The sequence below is a fragment of the Leifsonia poae genome, from assembly GCF_027921845.1.
In the GTDB taxonomy this organism is placed as follows: Bacteria; Actinomycetota; Actinomycetes; order Actinomycetales; family Microbacteriaceae; genus Leifsonia; species Leifsonia poae.
This window is the reverse complement of record NZ_BSEN01000012.1, coordinates 104384-119219: the sequence shown is the minus strand read 5'-3', so window position 1 is coordinate 119219 and position 14836 is coordinate 104384. Positions and strand designations below refer to the sequence as shown.

Annotated in this window: 20 protein-coding genes; 9 read left to right on the top strand and 11 right to left on the bottom strand. The window is 69.1% G+C overall.

The features are described from left to right. Positions 1-34 precede the first annotated feature (34 nt). The gene (locus PKE84_RS12540; protein ID WP_271177587.1) at positions 35-685 is read right to left on the bottom strand and encodes an HAD family hydrolase; all 651 of its coding nucleotides are present in this window, start codon (positions 683-685) and stop codon (positions 35-37) included. A gap of 75 nt (positions 686-760) precedes the next feature. Here PKE84_RS12540 and PKE84_RS12535 point away from each other — a divergent pair, with 75 nt between their 5' ends. Then, the gene (locus PKE84_RS12535; RefSeq protein ID WP_271177586.1) at positions 761-1567 is read left to right on the top strand and encodes an SDR family oxidoreductase; all 807 of its coding nucleotides are present in this window, start codon (positions 761-763) and stop codon (positions 1565-1567) included. A gap of 36 nt (positions 1568-1603) precedes the next feature. Continuing rightward, a complete protein-coding gene (locus PKE84_RS12530; RefSeq protein ID WP_271177585.1) occupies positions 1604-2302 on the top strand; it encodes a hypothetical protein in 699 nt (232 codons plus the stop codon). A gap of 131 nt (positions 2303-2433) precedes the next feature. Here the strand turns inward: PKE84_RS12530 and PKE84_RS12525 are convergent, their stop codons facing one another. From PKE84_RS12525 to PKE84_RS12515, 3 genes are all read right to left on the bottom strand, one after another. Then, positions 2434-2625 (bottom strand): hypothetical protein, encoded by a 192-nt coding sequence (locus PKE84_RS12525; protein ID WP_271177584.1) that lies wholly within the window; start codon positions 2623-2625, stop codon positions 2434-2436. A 234-nt stretch (positions 2626-2859) separates the two neighbouring features. Next, positions 2860-3873: a Gfo/Idh/MocA family protein gene (locus tag PKE84_RS12520; RefSeq protein ID WP_373877143.1), complete on the bottom strand. Its 1014-nt coding sequence runs from the start codon at positions 3871-3873 to the stop codon at positions 2860-2862. A gap of 105 nt (positions 3874-3978) precedes the next feature. Continuing rightward, positions 3979-4983 (bottom strand): Gfo/Idh/MocA family protein, encoded by a 1005-nt coding sequence (locus tag PKE84_RS12515; protein ID WP_271177583.1) that lies wholly within the window; start codon positions 4981-4983, stop codon positions 3979-3981. A gap of 176 nt (positions 4984-5159) precedes the next feature. Between PKE84_RS12515 and PKE84_RS12510 the strand changes: the two genes are divergently transcribed. From PKE84_RS12510 to PKE84_RS12495, 4 genes are all read left to right on the top strand, one after another. Continuing rightward, positions 5160-5606 (top strand): MarR family winged helix-turn-helix transcriptional regulator, encoded by a 447-nt coding sequence (locus PKE84_RS12510; RefSeq protein WP_271177582.1) that lies wholly within the window; start codon positions 5160-5162, stop codon positions 5604-5606. A gap of 122 nt (positions 5607-5728) precedes the next feature. After that, positions 5729-7174, top strand: a complete 1446-nt coding sequence (locus PKE84_RS12505) for an MATE family efflux transporter (RefSeq protein WP_271177581.1) — start codon at positions 5729-5731, stop codon at positions 7172-7174. A gap of 99 nt (positions 7175-7273) precedes the next feature. After that, positions 7274-7591, top strand: coding sequence for a DUF7882 family protein (locus tag PKE84_RS12500; RefSeq protein WP_271177580.1), 318 nt, complete (start codon positions 7274-7276; stop codon positions 7589-7591). Positions 7592-7629: 38 nt separating this feature from the next. Next, positions 7630-7953 carry a DUF7882 family protein gene (locus PKE84_RS12495; protein WP_271177579.1) on the top strand — a complete coding sequence of 108 codons (324 nt, stop codon included), beginning with the start codon at positions 7630-7632 and terminating at the stop codon, positions 7951-7953. A 55-nt stretch (positions 7954-8008) separates the two neighbouring features. On the opposite strand, the gene PKE84_RS12490 is transcribed toward PKE84_RS12495, so the two are convergent. The 7 genes from PKE84_RS12490 to PKE84_RS12460 form a co-directional block, all read right to left on the bottom strand. Further along, positions 8009-8839: a hypothetical protein gene (locus PKE84_RS12490; RefSeq protein ID WP_271177578.1), complete on the bottom strand. Its 831-nt coding sequence runs from the start codon at positions 8837-8839 to the stop codon at positions 8009-8011. A 49-nt stretch (positions 8840-8888) separates the two neighbouring features. Further along, complete coding sequence (locus PKE84_RS12485) at positions 8889-9152, bottom strand: DUF7218 family protein (protein WP_271177577.1); 264 nt, start codon at positions 9150-9152, stop codon at positions 8889-8891. Positions 9153-9466: 314 nt separating this feature from the next. Continuing rightward, positions 9467-9631 carry a cytochrome c-type biogenesis protein gene (locus PKE84_RS12480; RefSeq protein WP_271177576.1) on the bottom strand — a complete coding sequence of 55 codons (165 nt, stop codon included), beginning with the start codon at positions 9629-9631 and terminating at the stop codon, positions 9467-9469. 165 nt (positions 9632-9796) lie between these two features. Next, on the bottom strand, positions 9797-10465 hold the full coding sequence (locus PKE84_RS12475) for a hypothetical protein (protein ID WP_271177575.1): 669 nt from the start codon (positions 10463-10465) through the stop codon (positions 9797-9799). Between the two features lie 69 nt (positions 10466-10534). Beyond that, on the bottom strand, positions 10535-12055 hold the full coding sequence (locus PKE84_RS12470; RefSeq protein ID WP_271177574.1) for an FAD-dependent oxidoreductase: 1521 nt from the start codon (positions 12053-12055) through the stop codon (positions 10535-10537). A 4-nt stretch (positions 12056-12059) separates the two neighbouring features. Continuing rightward, positions 12060-12335, bottom strand: a complete 276-nt coding sequence (locus PKE84_RS12465; protein ID WP_271177573.1) for a hypothetical protein — start codon at positions 12333-12335, stop codon at positions 12060-12062. 143 nt (positions 12336-12478) lie between these two features. Then, positions 12479-12817 (bottom strand): hypothetical protein, encoded by a 339-nt coding sequence (locus tag PKE84_RS12460; RefSeq protein WP_271177676.1) that lies wholly within the window; start codon positions 12815-12817, stop codon positions 12479-12481. A 119-nt stretch (positions 12818-12936) separates the two neighbouring features. Here PKE84_RS12460 and PKE84_RS12455 point away from each other — a divergent pair, with 119 nt between their 5' ends. Genes PKE84_RS12455 through PKE84_RS12445 form a run of 3 tightly spaced genes read left to right on the top strand, consistent with a single transcriptional unit; the run spans position 12937 to position 14806 of the window. Beyond that, positions 12937-13563, top strand: coding sequence for a flavodoxin family protein (locus PKE84_RS12455; protein ID WP_271177572.1), 627 nt, complete (start codon positions 12937-12939; stop codon positions 13561-13563). Positions 13564-13613: 50 nt separating this feature from the next. Further along, positions 13614-14414, top strand: coding sequence for a putative protein N(5)-glutamine methyltransferase (locus tag PKE84_RS12450; RefSeq protein ID WP_271177571.1), 801 nt, complete (start codon positions 13614-13616; stop codon positions 14412-14414). A gap of 11 nt (positions 14415-14425) precedes the next feature. Further along, positions 14426-14806, top strand: coding sequence for a hypothetical protein (locus tag PKE84_RS12445; RefSeq protein WP_271177570.1), 381 nt, complete (start codon positions 14426-14428; stop codon positions 14804-14806). The last annotated feature ends 30 nt before the right edge of the window (positions 14807-14836 follow it).

The following is a 14836-nucleotide window of genomic DNA, read 5'->3' as shown; positions in this document are numbered from 1 at the left end:
TCTTAACGACGCCCGCGCATCGCCCGCGGGCGCGTCAGAGGAGCTCGTCGAGGCGCGAGAGCAGGTCGGCCGGGTCGTCGAAGAGGTCCCACGCTCCGGCATCCAGGAGCTCCGACGGGCCGACGCCGCCGCAGAGCATCCCGATCGACCGGATGTGCGCCCGCGCCGCCGCCTTCAGGTCCCAGACCGAGTCGCCCACCATCAGCGCCTCCGACGGGCTCGCGCCCGCTCGATCGAGCGCCACCTCCAGGATGCCCGGATCCGGCTTCGCCTCTTCCACGTCGTCGGCCGACGTCGCAGCCCGGATCGCATCGTCGGCACCGATCGCCGCGCGCAGCAGCTCCAGTTCGTCATCCGGGGCACTCGTCGCGAGCACAACGGTGATGCCGCGGCCGCTGAGTTCGCGGAGCAGTTCGGCGGCCCTGCTGAACGAACGCAGCCGGGGAGCGAGCTCGCGGTAGTACTGGGAGTGCAGGTCTTTCGCGCGCGAGTTCCAGTCGTCGTCGTGCTCACCCGCGACGGAGCGGAGCAGCCGGCTCGAGTCCTGGCCGATCGCGCGGTGGATGCGCCACGCATCCACGGGCTGCCCGAGCTCGGCGAACGCGCGCTGCCAGGCGTCCACGTGCAAGAAGTTGGAGTCGACCAGTGTGCCGTCGACGTCGAAGAGAACTGCGGAAAGACTCATCCTTCATCTGTACCCGCGCGGGACGCGGGCGCAAGCCCCTGTCGCATCGGTCGTTTGCGGCGCACACTCCCGCGCATGAGCGCAGAAGACTTCACACCGACCACCGCGATCGTCACGGGATCCGATTCCGGCATCGGGAGGGCCACCGCCGTCGCCCTCGCCGAGGCGGGAATGGACGTCGGCGTCACGTGGCATTCCGACGAGGACGGCGCGAACGAGACGGCGCGGCTGGTGCGCGAGGCAGGCCGTCGTGCCGTCGTCACGCAGCTCGACACCACCGATGCCCCGGCGTGCGGCGATGTGATCGATGCGCTCGCCGACGAACTCGGTGGCTGCGACGTCTTCGTGAACAACGCGGGCGTGAACGGCGGGCCTGCGTTCTTCGACACCGACTGGGAGACGTGGCGCACGACGGTCGCCGCCGACCTGGACGGACCGTTCGTCTGCATCCAGCGCCTCGCCCGCCGGCTCGTCGACGCCGACCGCGGCGGTCGCATCATCGCCGTCACGAGTGTCCACGAGCACCAGCCCCGCGTCGGCTCCGCAGCCTACGACGCCGCCAAGCACGGGCTCGGCGGCCTGATCAAGACGCTGGCCCTCGAGCTCGGTGAGTACGGCATCACCTGCAACTCGGTGGCGCCGGGGGAGATCTCGACGCCGATGAACGACGCGGACGACGAGGACCCGCGCGCCGTGCACCGCCCGGGCATCCCGCTCGGCCGCCCGGGGGACGCCCGTGAGGTGGCGGCGGTCATCGCGTTCCTGGCGTCACCGGCCTCGGCGTACGTCACCGGCGCGTCCTGGACGGTCGACGGCGGGATGCTGCAGATGGGCCCGCAGGCGGGATCGCACCTGACCAGCGACGACTGGCGGCGGGCGTAGACGGACCCGAGGTCGCGGGCGCGATATGGTCCGACTGTGAGTGACAAAGACGACAAACGTGCGAGGAACGTCGCGCCGGAGCATCGCTGGCCGGCCGTGTTCGCCACCCTCGTGGCGCTCGCCGCCTACGCGATCCTGCCCAGCGTCGTTCCGTTGATCGAGCGCTACGTCGTCGTCGGCATCTGCCTGGTGCTGCTGATCGTCCTCATCGCCTACAACCCGCACCACCTCACGAAGGAATCGCGCTGGTCGCGACGCCTCGAGATCGCCCTCGCGATCCTGATCCTCGTCGCGAACCAGGTCGCGTTCGTGGAGACGATCATCCGGCTGCTCGCCAAGCACGGTAACGGGTACGAGCTGCTGTTCGCGTCGCTGCAGGTCTGGGTCACGAACGTGATCGCGTTCGCGCTCATGTACTGGGTGCTCGATCGGGGCGGTCCCGTCTCTCGTGTGTCCGTGGCGCGGCACGAGCTTCCGCTGGCCGACTTCCGCTTTCCGCAGGACGAGGACCACGACGCGATCGACGAGGTGGCGCGCGGCTCCAGCCAGAAGATGGACTGGGTGCCCAACTACGTCGACTACTTCTATTTCTCGCTCTCGAACTCGATGGCGTTCAGCCCGACCGACACGATGCCCCTGACCCACCGCGCGAAACTGCTGATGTCGCTCGAGTCGTTCGGCGGGTTCGTGCTGCTCGCGCTGGTGATCGCGCGCGCGGTGTCGCTGATCGGCTGAGGCGGCCTGCCTGCTCGCTGCCGCCCGCCCGCCCGCCCGCTGCCGCGCAAGTCCGGAAGCCTGAGCTGCGCACGGCTCGATCATCCGGAGTTATGCGCAACGCGGCGGCGTGTCGACCCGGAGTTCCGGAGTTATGAGGACGGCGGAGCGCCAGGCCCGGGCGGGTTCCCGGACGACCGCGCGAGCCAGCGGGAATGCGAGCGCAGCGCGTGGAACACCGCGAGCCGGATGATCAGGTACAGCGCGCCGGCGATCACCGCCAGGAACACGACGTAAAGGATGATCCCGAGCCAGGGGAAGCCGATCAGCGGCGATGATTCCATGATCGCGAGCATACCGATCGTCCGGTTCGTGATCGCGTGCCCGCCCAGCGAACCGCCGCACAATTCCGGAACTCTGAACCGCCGACGGCTCAGTCATCCGGAGTAAGGCGGAACGCGGCGGCGCGTCGAGCCGCGATTCCGGAGTTATGAGCCGAGGGCGGAGGCGAGTGAGGGAGCGGGCGTGGGCGAGAGCGCCTGCGCGGGCGGGTGGCGCACCACCCGCCCGCGGCCGGCCTAGCGCACCGGTTCGAGCGCGCGAACGTCGGCGACGGCTCGGGTGCGCACGGACTCGTAGGCGCCCAGGATGATGCCGAGTACCTCGATTCCTTCCTTCTGCGTGTGCAGTGGGCGTGTGTCGTCGAGGATGCTCCGCGCGAAGTGTGCCACTTCGGCGCCGAATTCGTGCACGGGCTCCAGGTCGAGCACCACCGGGTCCTCGCCGCGTACGTGGTAGCTGAGGGTGGTCCCGTCGCTGGTCAGCGAGCCGAGCGAACCGACGGCGCTGAACCGTTCGGTGCTGTCCGCGGCCTCGTATGCCCAGCTGGTGACGATCGTGCCGATCACACCGTTGTCGAACCGGACGATCACCGTCGCGGAGTCCTCGCCCTCCATGAACGTCAGCCGGTGGGTTGCCAGCATCGCGGTGACTTCCACCGGGGATCCGCCGGCCAGGTGCAGCAGCAGGTAGGTCGGGTGGTAGCCGGTGTCGATCAGTTCGCCGCCGCCGCTGGTCTTCGCGTGCGCACGCCATCCCATGTTCTCGGGGTCGAAGTCGTTGTAGAAGCTGTCGGTGGTGCGCACTTCGTACACCTGCCCGATGGTCCCGGCGTCGATCAGCTCCTTGGCCTTGGCGACCGCGGGGAGGAACAGCTGATTGTGTGCGCACATCAGTGTGACGCCGGCATCCTCGACGGCGGCGCTGACCTCGCGCGCCTCGTCGAAGCTGAGGCACAGCGGCTTCTCGCAGAGGATGTGCTTGCCTGCGCGGGCGGCCGCGACGATGGCTTCTTTGTGGAGGTGGTGCGGGAGGCAGATGTCGACGGCGTCGATGTCGGCGTCGGCGAGCATCCGGTGGTAGTCGGCGTAGATCGCGGCGCCGGTGTCGCCGGCGCGCGCCTCGGCGCTCTCGCGCACGGGGTCGGCCACGGCGGCGAAGGTGACCGTCTCCGGGTTGCGGAGATAGCCGGCGACGTGGGCTCCGGCGATGCCGCCGGCGCCGATGAGTCCGATGCGGACGGGGGTGGTCATAATGGTGATTCTCCTGAGGATTCGTGGGGTCGTTGAAGGGCCGAGCGTGCTCGGTGGAGGGAACGGACGGGACCGCATCCGGATGCGCGTGCTGCGCCCGGCCGGTCAGCGGACGGGTGCGGCCTCGAGCGCGACCCGAGTGCCGGATGCGGCGGACTCGTTGGCCGCGACGACCATGCGGGTGAGCTCGATCGCGGTGCGGATGTTCACGTCGGCAGTAGTGCCGTCGTGGATGTGGCGCACCCACTGGGCGAAGGCGTCCGGTTGCGCCGGCGGCAGGGGGAGTTCCTGCCAGTCGTCGCCGAACGCGCCGCCCTTCGCGAGCAGGCGCTCGCCTCCGAAGCCGAAGATCACGGAGGCTTCCGTGCCGTGCAGCTCGATGGTGAACGCGCCGGGCGACGTCACGACGCTCGCCTCGAACACGCCGAGATGGCCGCCGGGGAACTCAGCTGTGACGGTCGCGTTGTCGTCGACCTCGCGGCCGGTGACGCTGCCGTAGGTGGCCGTGATCCCGATCGGCTCCGCCTGATGGAAGAGCCGGGTGAGGTACGCGGGATGGCAGCCGAGGTCGGTGAGCGCGCCGCCGATGGCCTCGGACGGATAACCGAATCGGTCGGGCAGCCAGCCTGCGACCCACCCGTCGTGGGCGAGCCGCACGCGCGAGTAGGTGAGGTCGCCGAGCGAGCCGTCGTCGATGATCTGCTGGATCGCCTGCGTGTAGTCGTCGTACAGCCGGGGCAGAGAGACGACCAGGGCGACACCGGCATCGGATGCCGCGGCGACGATGTCCTCCGCCTCCGCGACCGTGGGAGCGAGCACCTTCTCGGTGAAGATGTGCTTTCCGGCGGCGGCGGCCTTGAGCATCACCTCGTGGTGCTGGTCGGTGCTGGTCGTGATCGTGACGCCGTCGAGCTCTGGCCGAGCGAGCAGTTCGTCGAGGTCGGCGACGAACTCGACTCCGAACTCCTCGGCGGCCGCGCGGCCGCGCTGCTCGTCGTCGTCCCAGACGGCCACCAATTCGGTGTCCGGATGTTCGCGTGCTGATCTCGCGTAGTCGCCGGCGTGAACGTGCCAAAAGCCGATTGCGGCGACGGTGAGAGGGGTTGGCATGCCGTGAGGCCTCCTTGCCATGTCGTGTGCTGAGCGCGCGAACCCATCAAGCCTATCCAGGGGGCCGACGGGAGGGAATCGATCTCGGCGCCGCTTTCCAATAACTCGCATCACGTTCGGCAATGCAATCAGTTCGAACGTTGACAGTTAGAGATCAAACAGTTAGACTCCTGATTATGAACGAACGGGAGAACGCGCCCAGCAGCGGCCTCGAGCTGCTCCGCTGGATCGGCTGGGCCCAGCGCAAGGCCGGCGAAGAGTGGATGAAGGAGCGCGAGCTCACACCTGAGCAGGCCTTCACCCTGGGTTATCTCGAGCAGAACCCGGGCGCGATCCAGCGCGACATCGCGCAGATCAGCCGAACGAGCGCGGCAAGTGTCTCGAGCCTTCTGCAGGGGCTCGAACGCCGCGGCCTCGTCGAGCGCCGCACCGAACCCGGCAACGAACGCAGCAAGCGCGTCTACGCCACACCGATCGGCGCCGAGCTCGTCGCCGGCTTCGAAGAAGCGATGGCGGCCGCCGACGACAAGATCCTCGCGCCGCTCGACGAGACCGAGCGGGCGACCCTCCAGACCCTCCTCAGAAAGATCACCGCGGAACTGCCGCAACCCACACGGTCGTAACCCGGCGGTCATAGCCACGCGGTCGTAACCGCGCTCAGAACCTCCGCAACACCCACACCATCTTCCTCGCCGTGCCGGCGTCCGTCGGCGCGCGCTCCGCCCTGCCCGGAAAGGAGCAGCTCATGAGCACCACGAACCTCGAAACCCCGGTGAAGGCCGACGCCGTCGGCTCCAACCGTTGGTACCTCTCGACGGCCCCGATCATCCGAGCCCTCGTGCACCTCTGCGTGCCGATGGCCGCCGCGATGATCGTCGGCGCGGTCTACAACGTCATCAACGCCGGCTTCATCGGCTCGCTGCACGACAGCGCTCTGCTCGCCGCCATCACCTTCGGTACGCCGATCCTCGGTCTCGTGATGGCCGTCGGCGGCGTATTCGGCGTCGGTGGCGGCGCGCTCATCTCCCGTCTGCTCGGCGCAGCGGAGCACGATCCGGCCAAGGCCGGTGAGATCAAGCACGTCTCGTCGTTCGCCCTCTGGGGTTCCGTGATCGCGGGCGTCGTGCTCGGCGGCGCCGGACTGCTCCTGCTGGGGCCGCTCGTCTCGCTGCTCGGCGCGGATGCTGCAGCCGGTCCCGCGACCAGCGCCTACGTCGCCGTCATGCTCGCCTTCGTACCGGTGCTGGCCGCCGCCTTCTGTCTGGAGCAGCTGGTGCGGGCGGAAGGGGCGTCGCGCCAGGTGATGATCGGCCTCATCGCCTCGACGATCGCGAATCTCGTCTTCGACGTGCTCTTCATCCTGGTGCTGCACTGGGGCGTCGCGGGTGCAGCCCTGGCCATGGGGCTCTCGAACCTCGGCGTCGTCGCCTACTTCGTGATCTGGCTGCAGCGGAACAGCGAGCACGTCAGCCTCGCGCCGCGTTGGTTCACCCTCTCGGCCGCCGTGCTCAAGCCCGTCTTCGGTGTCGGTGTTGGCGAGCTGCTCCAGGCCTCGTTCCTGATCGTCACGTCCCTCGTGCTCAACAACCTCGCAGCCGCCTACGGCGACGGTCCGCTCGCCGCCATGGGCGTCGCGGTCCGTATCGCGCAGGTGCCGGAGTTCCTGCTGATGGGCGTGACGCTCGGGGTGCTGCCGCTCCTGGCCTATGCGTACGGAAAGGGCGACAAGAGCCGTCTCACGTCGGCGCTGCGAGCCTCCGCGATCACGGTGGGCGGCGTCGGAGTGGTCTTCTCGGCGGTGGTGTTCCTCTTCCGCGACCAGGTGTTCTCCGCCTTCGTGCCCGACCCCTCCGTGCTCGCCATCGGGGTCACCATCCTGACGGCACAGCTCGTGGCGATGATCGCGAACGGATTCGCGGGGCTCATCACGTCGCTGTTCCAGGCCACCGGACGCGCCCTCGCGGCGACGACCATGTCGATGACGCAGGGCATCCTGTTCATCCCGATCGTGATCCTCGGCAACCTCTGGTTCGGGCTGCCCGGCATCATCTGGGCGCTGACGGTCACCGAGGGCCTCGTGTTCCTGGTCGGTGTCGCGATGTGGCTCGCGTCGCGGCGCGGGATCGATCGCGGCCTCGCCGAGGGCAGCCCCGAACGCGCCGACGAGGTGCTCGAGCAGGCAGCGGCCTGACCTGCGCGTGGCTGCGGCCTCTAATCGGAAATCGGGATCCGTGTCAATCCCCCCGGCGTGAGGCGCGATCCGTCGGATAATTAGGGCAAACTTCTGAGCATGGGAAAACTCGTGTACGGAGCAGGTCAGGAGTATGACCTCGACGACCGGGTGCTGACTCACGTCAAGCTCGCGATCGTCGCCAAGCTCCGTCGTCACGAGAGCTTCCTGCTCAACTGGGATGTGCCCGTCGAGCAGGGTTCCGGCCGTGTCTCGCTGTGGATCAGCCGCGAGGTCCCGCTCGTGTTCCAGTTCAGCGGGAGCAGGCCGCCCGCGATCAACACCGTCTGGCTGGAGGCGCTCATGCACACATCGCAGCGCACGGGCGGCATGGTCGTGATGAGTGAAGAAGAGGCCGAGAGGCACCTTCCGGAATAGTGCTCGCCTCCAGTGGCGATACGGTGCGAGGATGAAGCATGGGGACTCTGATCTACGGGGCAGGTGCCCGCTACGAGTTCGACGATCGGGTGCTCTCGCACCTGAAGATCGCCGTCACCACCAAGCTCCGGATGCACGAGGGCTTCCTGGTCAGCTGGGCTCAGCCGCCGGAGCGCGGCTCCGGTCGGGTCAGCCTGTGGCTCTCACCGGCGATCCCGGTGCAGTACGTGTTCGAAGCGACCAAGCCGCCGACGCTCAACCGTGAGTGGCTGGAAGCGATGATGCTGTCGGCCACCAGCTCCCGTGGCCTCATCGTGATGGCCGAGGACGAGGTCGCGGAGTACCTGCAGCGCGGGGAGTGACCGGCGGGGAGTGATCGGCGGGGCGGCCCGGGGCACCCGGCGAGCCACGGCGGGGTCATTGCGTCGCGCGCAGTGCCTTCTCGGCCTCGCGGACCGCCGCGTGCGCCTGGGTGATGCGCCGGCGTAGCTCGCGCTCGGCCGCTCGCGATTCGGTCAGCTCGTCCTGCGTGCGCTCGAGCCGGCGTGCGAGGTCGTCGCGTTCGGCCTCCAGATCACTCCTGCGGTCGACCTCCTCGTCGAGTTCGTCGTCGAGGGTGTCCGCCGCTGCCCTGGCGTGCTCGAGCGCCTTCTCGGCCGATCGGATGCGTCGCTCACGCTCTCTGCGGTCGCTCGCCGACTCGGCCGACTCCTTCTGCTTCGTGGCGGCCGCCGCTCGATCGGCGCGCGCGGGTGCGGAACGCTGGAGCGCATCCGGGTCGATCGGGAGCGCGACCGCGTCGGTCACGTCCACCTGATCGACGCCGGTGGACTCGAGCCCGCGCACGAGCATCCCGCTGTGCACCGCCGCGGCTGCCGCAGGATCGATCACGGCTGCTTGCAGCGTCTCCTCGATCTCGCGCACGACGGACGCACTCGCACCCTCGACGTGACGCGAGGCGGACTGCAGCAGGCGCTGCCGTTCGGCGGTCGCCGCCCGGATCTCGTCACGGTCGCGCGCGGCGAACGCTTCCCGCATCCGGTCGCCGACCTCGAGGATCGCGTCGATCACCTCCGGATGCTCGCGCACCAGCGCGTTGATGGCGGCAGCGGCGGCGGACGGTTTGCGCAGCGCCTTGATCTCCTTCGCGAGGGATTTGTCCGCACCGGACGCGGCGGCGTTCCTCGACGCGGTGAAGTCCCCCGCCGGTTTGCCGTACAACTCGTCCGCGACCTCGCGCAGTCCCATGTCGCGAGTGTACGACGGTCGCGCGTGTGCGATGGTGCGGGGCCGGCCGTCAGTGGTTGCGCAGCGCCGTGATCAGCTGCGACTTGTTCTTCTTCGAGTAGCCGGTGAGCCCGATCTCTTTGGCGCGCTTCTTGAGGTCGGCGACGGTCCAGTCGTCGTACGATCCGGATTCGCCTCCCTTGCGTCCGACCGAGGAGCGCCCGCGGGCGGCGGCGGCGTTCGAGATGCGTGCCGACTTCTCTTTGGAGTTGCCCTCTTTTCGGAGGTCCTCGTACAGTTTCTGGTCCTTCAGCTGGGGTTCGCTCTGCGGCATCGCCGGCTCCTTCCGTCACTCGGGATCGCTGGGTCCGGGTGTCCGGGGTCCGGCGATCCGGCGATCCGGCGCGGACGGTACTCGCGCCTGCCCGGTGGTTCTACCCCGCGGCTCGGCGCGGCTGCCGGAAAGGCGGCTGCGTAACTCCGGAAGGTCGGCGGCGAGGACGGCGTGTCCGGGCGTAATTCCGGAACGTCGGGGCGGTAGCGCGCGGAGTTCCGGAGTTGCGGGCGGTGACTCCGAACGGCTGACCCCCTTAACGGCGAAACCCCCGGATGCACGAGCATCCGGGGGTTCGACGTTGCTGTCGGCGGTCAGACCGAGCGACGGCCGCTGATCATGCGTACCAGCCACACGATGACGGCGAACACCAGGAGGATGATTCCCACCCAGAGCAGCCAGTTGAGGGCCTGAACGAACCCACCGGTGAACAGGAGCACGATCGCGACGATCGCGATGATGATGAGCAGAATGTTCATTGCCGATACCTGCTTTCTACGTAGCGGGCCCACCTGGGGATCGGAGGACCGGAAGCGACATTAGGCGCATCGTCGAATCGGGTCGAGGCCTTGACCCGGCATCCCGCTCGTGGTTGGGTCCGCGCACGTAGCGCGCGGACCCAGCACGGGCAGGTCGTCCGTCGATCAGACGCGCGGCGCCTTGGAGGCCTTGACCGCGGCGAAGTAGGCCGAGGCCGGCTTCAGCCAGATCAGGATGGTCGCCACGATCGCGAGCACCACCTGCAGCGCACCGGCGCCGAAGCCCCAGGGCACGTTGATCAGCGAGAGCACCGTCAGGATCGTGAGGATGATCCGCGACCAGTTGGCGCCGCGGCGCATGAACCAGGCGAAGAGCACGAAGACGATGGCCCAGAAGATCAGCGTGATGATCGCGAGGGTCGTGCCGACCGCGATCGACGCGTCGGCGAGCTGGTCGATGGTCATGCCGTTCGTCTTCACGTTGCTGTTCTGCAGCGAGTCGATGGTCGACTGACGGCTCGAGCCGAGGATCACGACGGTGATGATGCCGCTGATCACGCTGAGCACGGCCGCACCGATGTAGAGCCAGAACGCGATGTTGACCTGGCTCGGCAGGGTCGTCGGAGCGGCGGCGGGCGCGGCGGGTGTGGCCGCATAGGAGGGGAAGGCGCCAGGAGCGGAAGCGGGCGGCGCGGGCGGATACGCGGCGTCGGGCGCCGGCGGGGCCGGCGGGACCGGGGCGGCGGGAGGAACGGACCCGGCGGCGTCGGGCGCCGGCACGGAGCCGTCCGAGGCGGGCTGGTCCGGCTTGCTGTCGTCGTTGGGAATAGTCATGCCGCGACCCTACTGCGGGACAGACCTTGCTGACCACCCCCCACGCGCTGGATGACGCACACCGGTATTTCAGTCGTCTTCGTCGATGGGTGCCAACGGCTTCGTGGCCGGTCCTTCGAGGTTGGTGCCGTCCGCAGCGAACCGGGATCCGTGCAGCGGGCAGTCCCACGAGAGTTCGGCGTCGTTCCAGCGCACGACGCCGCCGAGGTGCGTGCACACCGCCGACAGCGCGCACGTGCGCCCGTCGACCGTGGAGACGGCGACCGGAGCGGCCCCGCGATGTCCGACCACCCCGGTGCGCTCGGGCGGGGGCGTGGTGTGCGCGCCGAGTGACGGGCCGGTCTCCGCCGCAGCCCAGTGCGTCGCCGCCTCCTTGCCGACCGCCGCATTGAAGCCGGCCCCGGTCGCAAGATCGACCGGATGCGTCACCCGGTGGTGGAGGACACGCGCCCACTCCGGCTCTTCGTCATCCGTGAGGCTCGCGCTGAGGCTGATGGCGGCCGCGATCGCGTTCGTCAGTCCCCACTTGTTGTAGCCCGTCGCGAGGTAGAGCCGGCCGCGGCCGCGGGGCAGCCAGCCCACGAACGGCACCTGGTTCGCGGAGCGGTAGTCCTGCGCCGCCCACCAGTGCGTGCGCTCCGCGCCGGGGAAATGCTCCTGCGCCCACAGTGTCAGGTCGGCGAGCAGTTCGGCCGGCGAGTCGGCGCGCCCGGCCGGATGCCCGTTGCCGCCGACGAGGAGCAGTTCGCGGCCATCCAGGGCCGCCACCGCAGCCGGCGCCGTGGCGGTACGGAGCGAACGCGTCGGCGCATCCGCCGACAGGTACATCCCGGCCGGGATGTCGCCGGGCACCGTGAACGCCGTGAGGTAGGAACGCAACGGTTCGAGCTTGGCGAAGTACAGTCCGCGGTCGAGGATCGGCGTGCCCGTCGCGAGCAGCACCCTGCCCGCGCGCGTGCGTCCGGAGGTGCTGGTGACAACGGCGGGATCGGAGGCGGAGACATCCGTCACCCGCTCGCCCTCCACGATCACGCCGCCGAGCGCCCGTACGTCTTCTGCCATCGCGCGCAGAACCGCCACCGGGTCGAACTGCGCCTGATCCGCGAGACGCACGGAGGCCGTCACGGTGAAGGGCAGGTCTCCCGGCTCATCGTCGACGGGAAGGCCGGCGATGAGGGCCGCCTCGGCCTCGGCCCGGATGGCCCTGGCGCCGTCGTCGGTGGTCGCGTAAGTGAACGCATCCCGCACGTCGTAGGGCACGCCGCGGTCCTGCAGGTAGTCGAGCAGCCAGCCCTGGCCGTCGGTGTTGCCGTCGACATAGGCGCTGAGCACGCGGTCTGAGGCGTGGCGCTTGATCTGCGACAGCACGGTGCCCTGCAGCAGGCTGAGCTTTCCGGTCGTGTTCCCGGTCGTCACCGCGCCCACCGTGCGTGCCTCGAGCACGGCGACCCGCGCCCCGCGACGGGCGGTCATCAGGGCGGTCGCGAGTCCGGTGATCCCGGCGCCGACGATGACGACGTCGTACTGCCCGTCGTCCTCGAACGGATCGGTCGGGATCGGGGCGGTGGCGTCCAGCCAGAGGGAGGTCATTTCGTTACGACAGGGAATCGAAGTCGAACCAGAACGCGTCGTCGTCCTCGTCCCCTTCGCCGGTCCCGGCGGACTCGCGTGGGATGCTCGCCGTCTCGATGCGAATCTTCGTGGCGCTGGTCACGAAAACCTCGCTGGGCGGACGGCTCGACTGCGTGATGGGCACGAACGCACCGGCGGCCCGGCTCGCTTCGACGACGCGCTCCTTCAACTGCTCGACAGGAGCTCGATCGACGAAAGTGAACCGCAGGTCGTCGATGTAGACATGGTACACCTGCATGCCCTCTCCCCGTTTGCTATCTGGTGCGGGATAGTACGCGCGCCACGCGATCGCACCAGGGGGTCGGGCCGAAGTGATCGGTTCCGCTCAGCGATCCCAGGGCTTCTGAGGCGCGTTCTCGGCGTCTTCTCGGCGCTTTCCGCTCAGAGGTAATCGAGGTCGAGCCCCGCTGTCTCGTCGGTTCCGTCGGCGACGTACTCGGCCCGCCGCGGGCCCAGCGCCCGGATCTCCTTCTCGCACGCGGCGACGAAATCGGCATCGACGATCTCCGGATGCTCGGATGCCTCCTCTTCGGCGAGCATCTGACTCGCCGGCCCCAGCAGGAGGAGAACAGGCTTCACGAGTCCGTCGTCCGCGAGAGCCGGTGCGCGCACCTCCGCCGCGGACTCGTTCGTCGCGAGTACGGCTGCGTAGCGGAGCAGGACCTCGGCTATAGCGTCGCCGGTCAACAGCGAGCCGCTGGCGTAGTGGATGCGTTTCATCACCCAGTCATACGAGGGTGTCGGCCCGTGGTCAAGGGCGCACGGCTGCGTGTTTGCGGAACTGCAAGCTCTCACGCAAGCCCCTTGCGCGCTCCGGAGGCCGGGCGTTCACTGCCCCCATGACCGATTCGACAACGAGCACCGCTCCGCTCAGCGCCATCGCCCTCGTCTGCACGCTCAAGCCCTCTCCGGCGGAATCCAGCAGCCAATTGCTCGCGACGCAGATCCTCGACGAGTTGGCGGCGAACGAGGTCACCGGCACCGCGGTGCGCCTCGCCGACTACGACGTGAAGGCCGGTGTTGAACTCGACGAGGGCGACGGTGACGCATGGCCGCGCATCCGGGAGCAGATCATCGCCTCCGACATCCTGGTCATCGTCACACCGACGTGGATGGGTCACCTGTCGAGCATCGCCCAGCGGGCGCTCGAACGACTGGATGCCGAACTGTCCGAGACCGACGACAAGGGCAGGCCACTGGTCGAGGGCAAGGTGGCGGTCGTCGGTGTCGTGGGCAACGAGGACGGAGCGCACGCGATCGCCGCGGACCTGTTCCAGGGGCTCAACGATGTCGGGTTCAGTATTCCGTCGCAGGCATCCACCTATTGGAACGGCGAGGCGATGGGGAGCGTGGACTACAAAGACCTGGACGAGACCCCCGAGTCCGTCGCGAGCACGACGGCCTCGATGGCGAAGAACGCGGCGCACCTGGCGCGGGTGCTGCGCGCACAGCCCTACCAGCACTGAGGTCACGGCGCTAAGGTCCCGACCCGGTCGCGGGGATAGCATGAGGCCTCGTGACCGATCCCGATCCCACGCTCGTGGCGCGGCTGCGCGCAGCCGGATGCGTCTTCGCTGAAGACGAGGCGCTGCTGCTCGCAGAGGCGGCCGACTCGCCCGAACGGCTCGAGGAACTGGTCTCGCTGCGCGTCGCCGGGCATCCCCTCGAGACGTTGCTCGGGTGGGCCGAGTTCTGCGGACTCCGGATCGTCGTCGAACCGGGCGTGTTCGTCCCGCGCCAGCGCACCGAGTTCCTCGTCGATCTCGCCGTCGGTCTGGGCACGCCGGAGTCGGTGGTGCTCGATCTCTGCTGCGGAGCCGGGGCGATCGGCGCGGCCATCGCATCCCGGCTGGGTTCGGGAGTCGAGCTCGTCGCCGCCGACATCGAGCCCGCCGCCGTGCGGTGCGCGCGGGCGAACATCGAGCCGGCCGGGCGCGTGTTCGAGGGGGACCTCTACGATGCGCTGCCGCCGGAGCTGCAGGGGCGTGTGGACCTGCTCGCCGTCAACGCGCCCTACGTGCCGACGGACTCCATCCGGATGATGCCCCCGGAGGCGCGCGACTACGAGCCGGCGATCGCGCTCGACGGCGGCGCCGACGGCCTGGACGTGCAGCGCCGCGTGGCCGCGGGTGCGCCGACCTGGCTGGCGCCGGGCGGCTCTCTGCTCATCGAGACGAGCATGCCGCAGGCCGAGCGGTCGGCCGCGCTCTTCGCGGCTGCGGGGCTGGAGAGCCGGATCGAGCACTCGGACGATTTCGATGCGACGGTGGTCGTCGCCACCAGGCGCCGGCTCGGCGACACCGCGCGGCGCGGCTAGGCTCAGTCTCCATGGCATCCGGTCACGAGTTCTTCAGTAATGCCTCTCCCGAGCAGGTGCGTTCGGTGGTGGCGCAGGCCCTCACCGAACGCGGGTTCACGCTCGAGTCGACGCCAGCGGGCGGGTTCGTCGCGAAGCGCGGCAGCGTGCTGATGACGGTGCTGTTCGGAGGCCTCTCCGGCCGCCAGCTCGCCATGTCGTTCACCGTGCAGATCATGCACCTCGACGGTCAGATCGTCACGCGGCTCGGACGGGTCGCAGCCGGCGCCGTCGCAACGGGCGGAGCGCTCGGGGCCACGAAGACCGACACGGTGTTCAAGGAGACCGCCAATGCCATCGGCGCCGCGCTCGCTGCCGCCGGCATCCTGGCGTCGTCCCGCCAGGTCTCCTAGCGCGGCAGCCTTCCTTACGGGCGGAGTCTT

Excerpts from the sequence above, each read along its gene's own strand:
- PKE84_RS12485 (WP_271177577.1), bottom strand. The coding sequence starts at position 9,152 with ATGCCGCAGAGCGAACCCCAGCTGAAGGACCAGAAACTGTACGAGGAC.
- PKE84_RS12465 (WP_271177573.1), bottom strand. The coding sequence starts at position 12,335 with ATGCAGGTGTACCATGTCTACATCGACGACCTGCGGTTCACTTTCGTC.
- PKE84_RS12500 (WP_271177580.1), top strand. The coding sequence starts at position 7,274 with ATGGGAAAACTCGTGTACGGAGCAGGTCAGGAGTATGACCTCGACGAC.
- PKE84_RS12475 (WP_271177575.1), bottom strand. The coding sequence starts at position 10,465 with ATGACTATTCCCAACGACGACAGCAAGCCGGACCAGCCCGCCTCGGAC.
- PKE84_RS12490 (WP_271177578.1), bottom strand. The coding sequence starts at position 8,839 with ATGGGACTGCGCGAGGTCGCGGACGAGTTGTACGGCAAACCGGCGGGG.
- PKE84_RS12525 (WP_271177584.1), bottom strand. The coding sequence starts at position 2,625 with ATGGAATCATCGCCGCTGATCGGCTTCCCCTGGCTCGGGATCATCCTT.
- PKE84_RS12535 (WP_271177586.1), top strand. The coding sequence starts at position 761 with ATGAGCGCAGAAGACTTCACACCGACCACCGCGATCGTCACGGGATCC.
- PKE84_RS12480 (WP_271177576.1), bottom strand. The coding sequence starts at position 9,631 with ATGAACATTCTGCTCATCATCATCGCGATCGTCGCGATCGTGCTCCTG.
- PKE84_RS12455 (WP_271177572.1), top strand. The coding sequence starts at position 12,937 with ATGACCGATTCGACAACGAGCACCGCTCCGCTCAGCGCCATCGCCCTC.
- PKE84_RS12505 (WP_271177581.1), top strand. The coding sequence starts at position 5,729 with ATGAGCACCACGAACCTCGAAACCCCGGTGAAGGCCGACGCCGTCGGC.
- PKE84_RS12460 (WP_271177676.1), bottom strand. The coding sequence starts at position 12,817 with ATGAAACGCATCCACTACGCCAGCGGCTCGCTGTTGACCGGCGACGCT.
- PKE84_RS12540 (WP_271177587.1), bottom strand. The coding sequence starts at position 685 with ATGAGTCTTTCCGCAGTTCTCTTCGACGTCGACGGCACACTGGTCGAC.
- PKE84_RS12520 (WP_373877143.1), bottom strand. The coding sequence starts at position 3,873 with ATGACCACCCCCGTCCGCATCGGACTCATCGGCGCCGGCGGCATCGCC.
- PKE84_RS12470 (WP_271177574.1), bottom strand. The coding sequence starts at position 12,055 with ATGACCTCCCTCTGGCTGGACGCCACCGCCCCGATCCCGACCGATCCG.
- PKE84_RS12445 (WP_271177570.1), top strand. The coding sequence starts at position 14,426 with ATGGCATCCGGTCACGAGTTCTTCAGTAATGCCTCTCCCGAGCAGGTG.
- PKE84_RS12515 (WP_271177583.1), bottom strand. The coding sequence starts at position 4,983 with ATGCCAACCCCTCTCACCGTCGCCGCAATCGGCTTTTGGCACGTTCAC.
- PKE84_RS12510 (WP_271177582.1), top strand. The coding sequence starts at position 5,160 with ATGAACGAACGGGAGAACGCGCCCAGCAGCGGCCTCGAGCTGCTCCGC.
- PKE84_RS12495 (WP_271177579.1), top strand. The coding sequence starts at position 7,630 with ATGGGGACTCTGATCTACGGGGCAGGTGCCCGCTACGAGTTCGACGAT.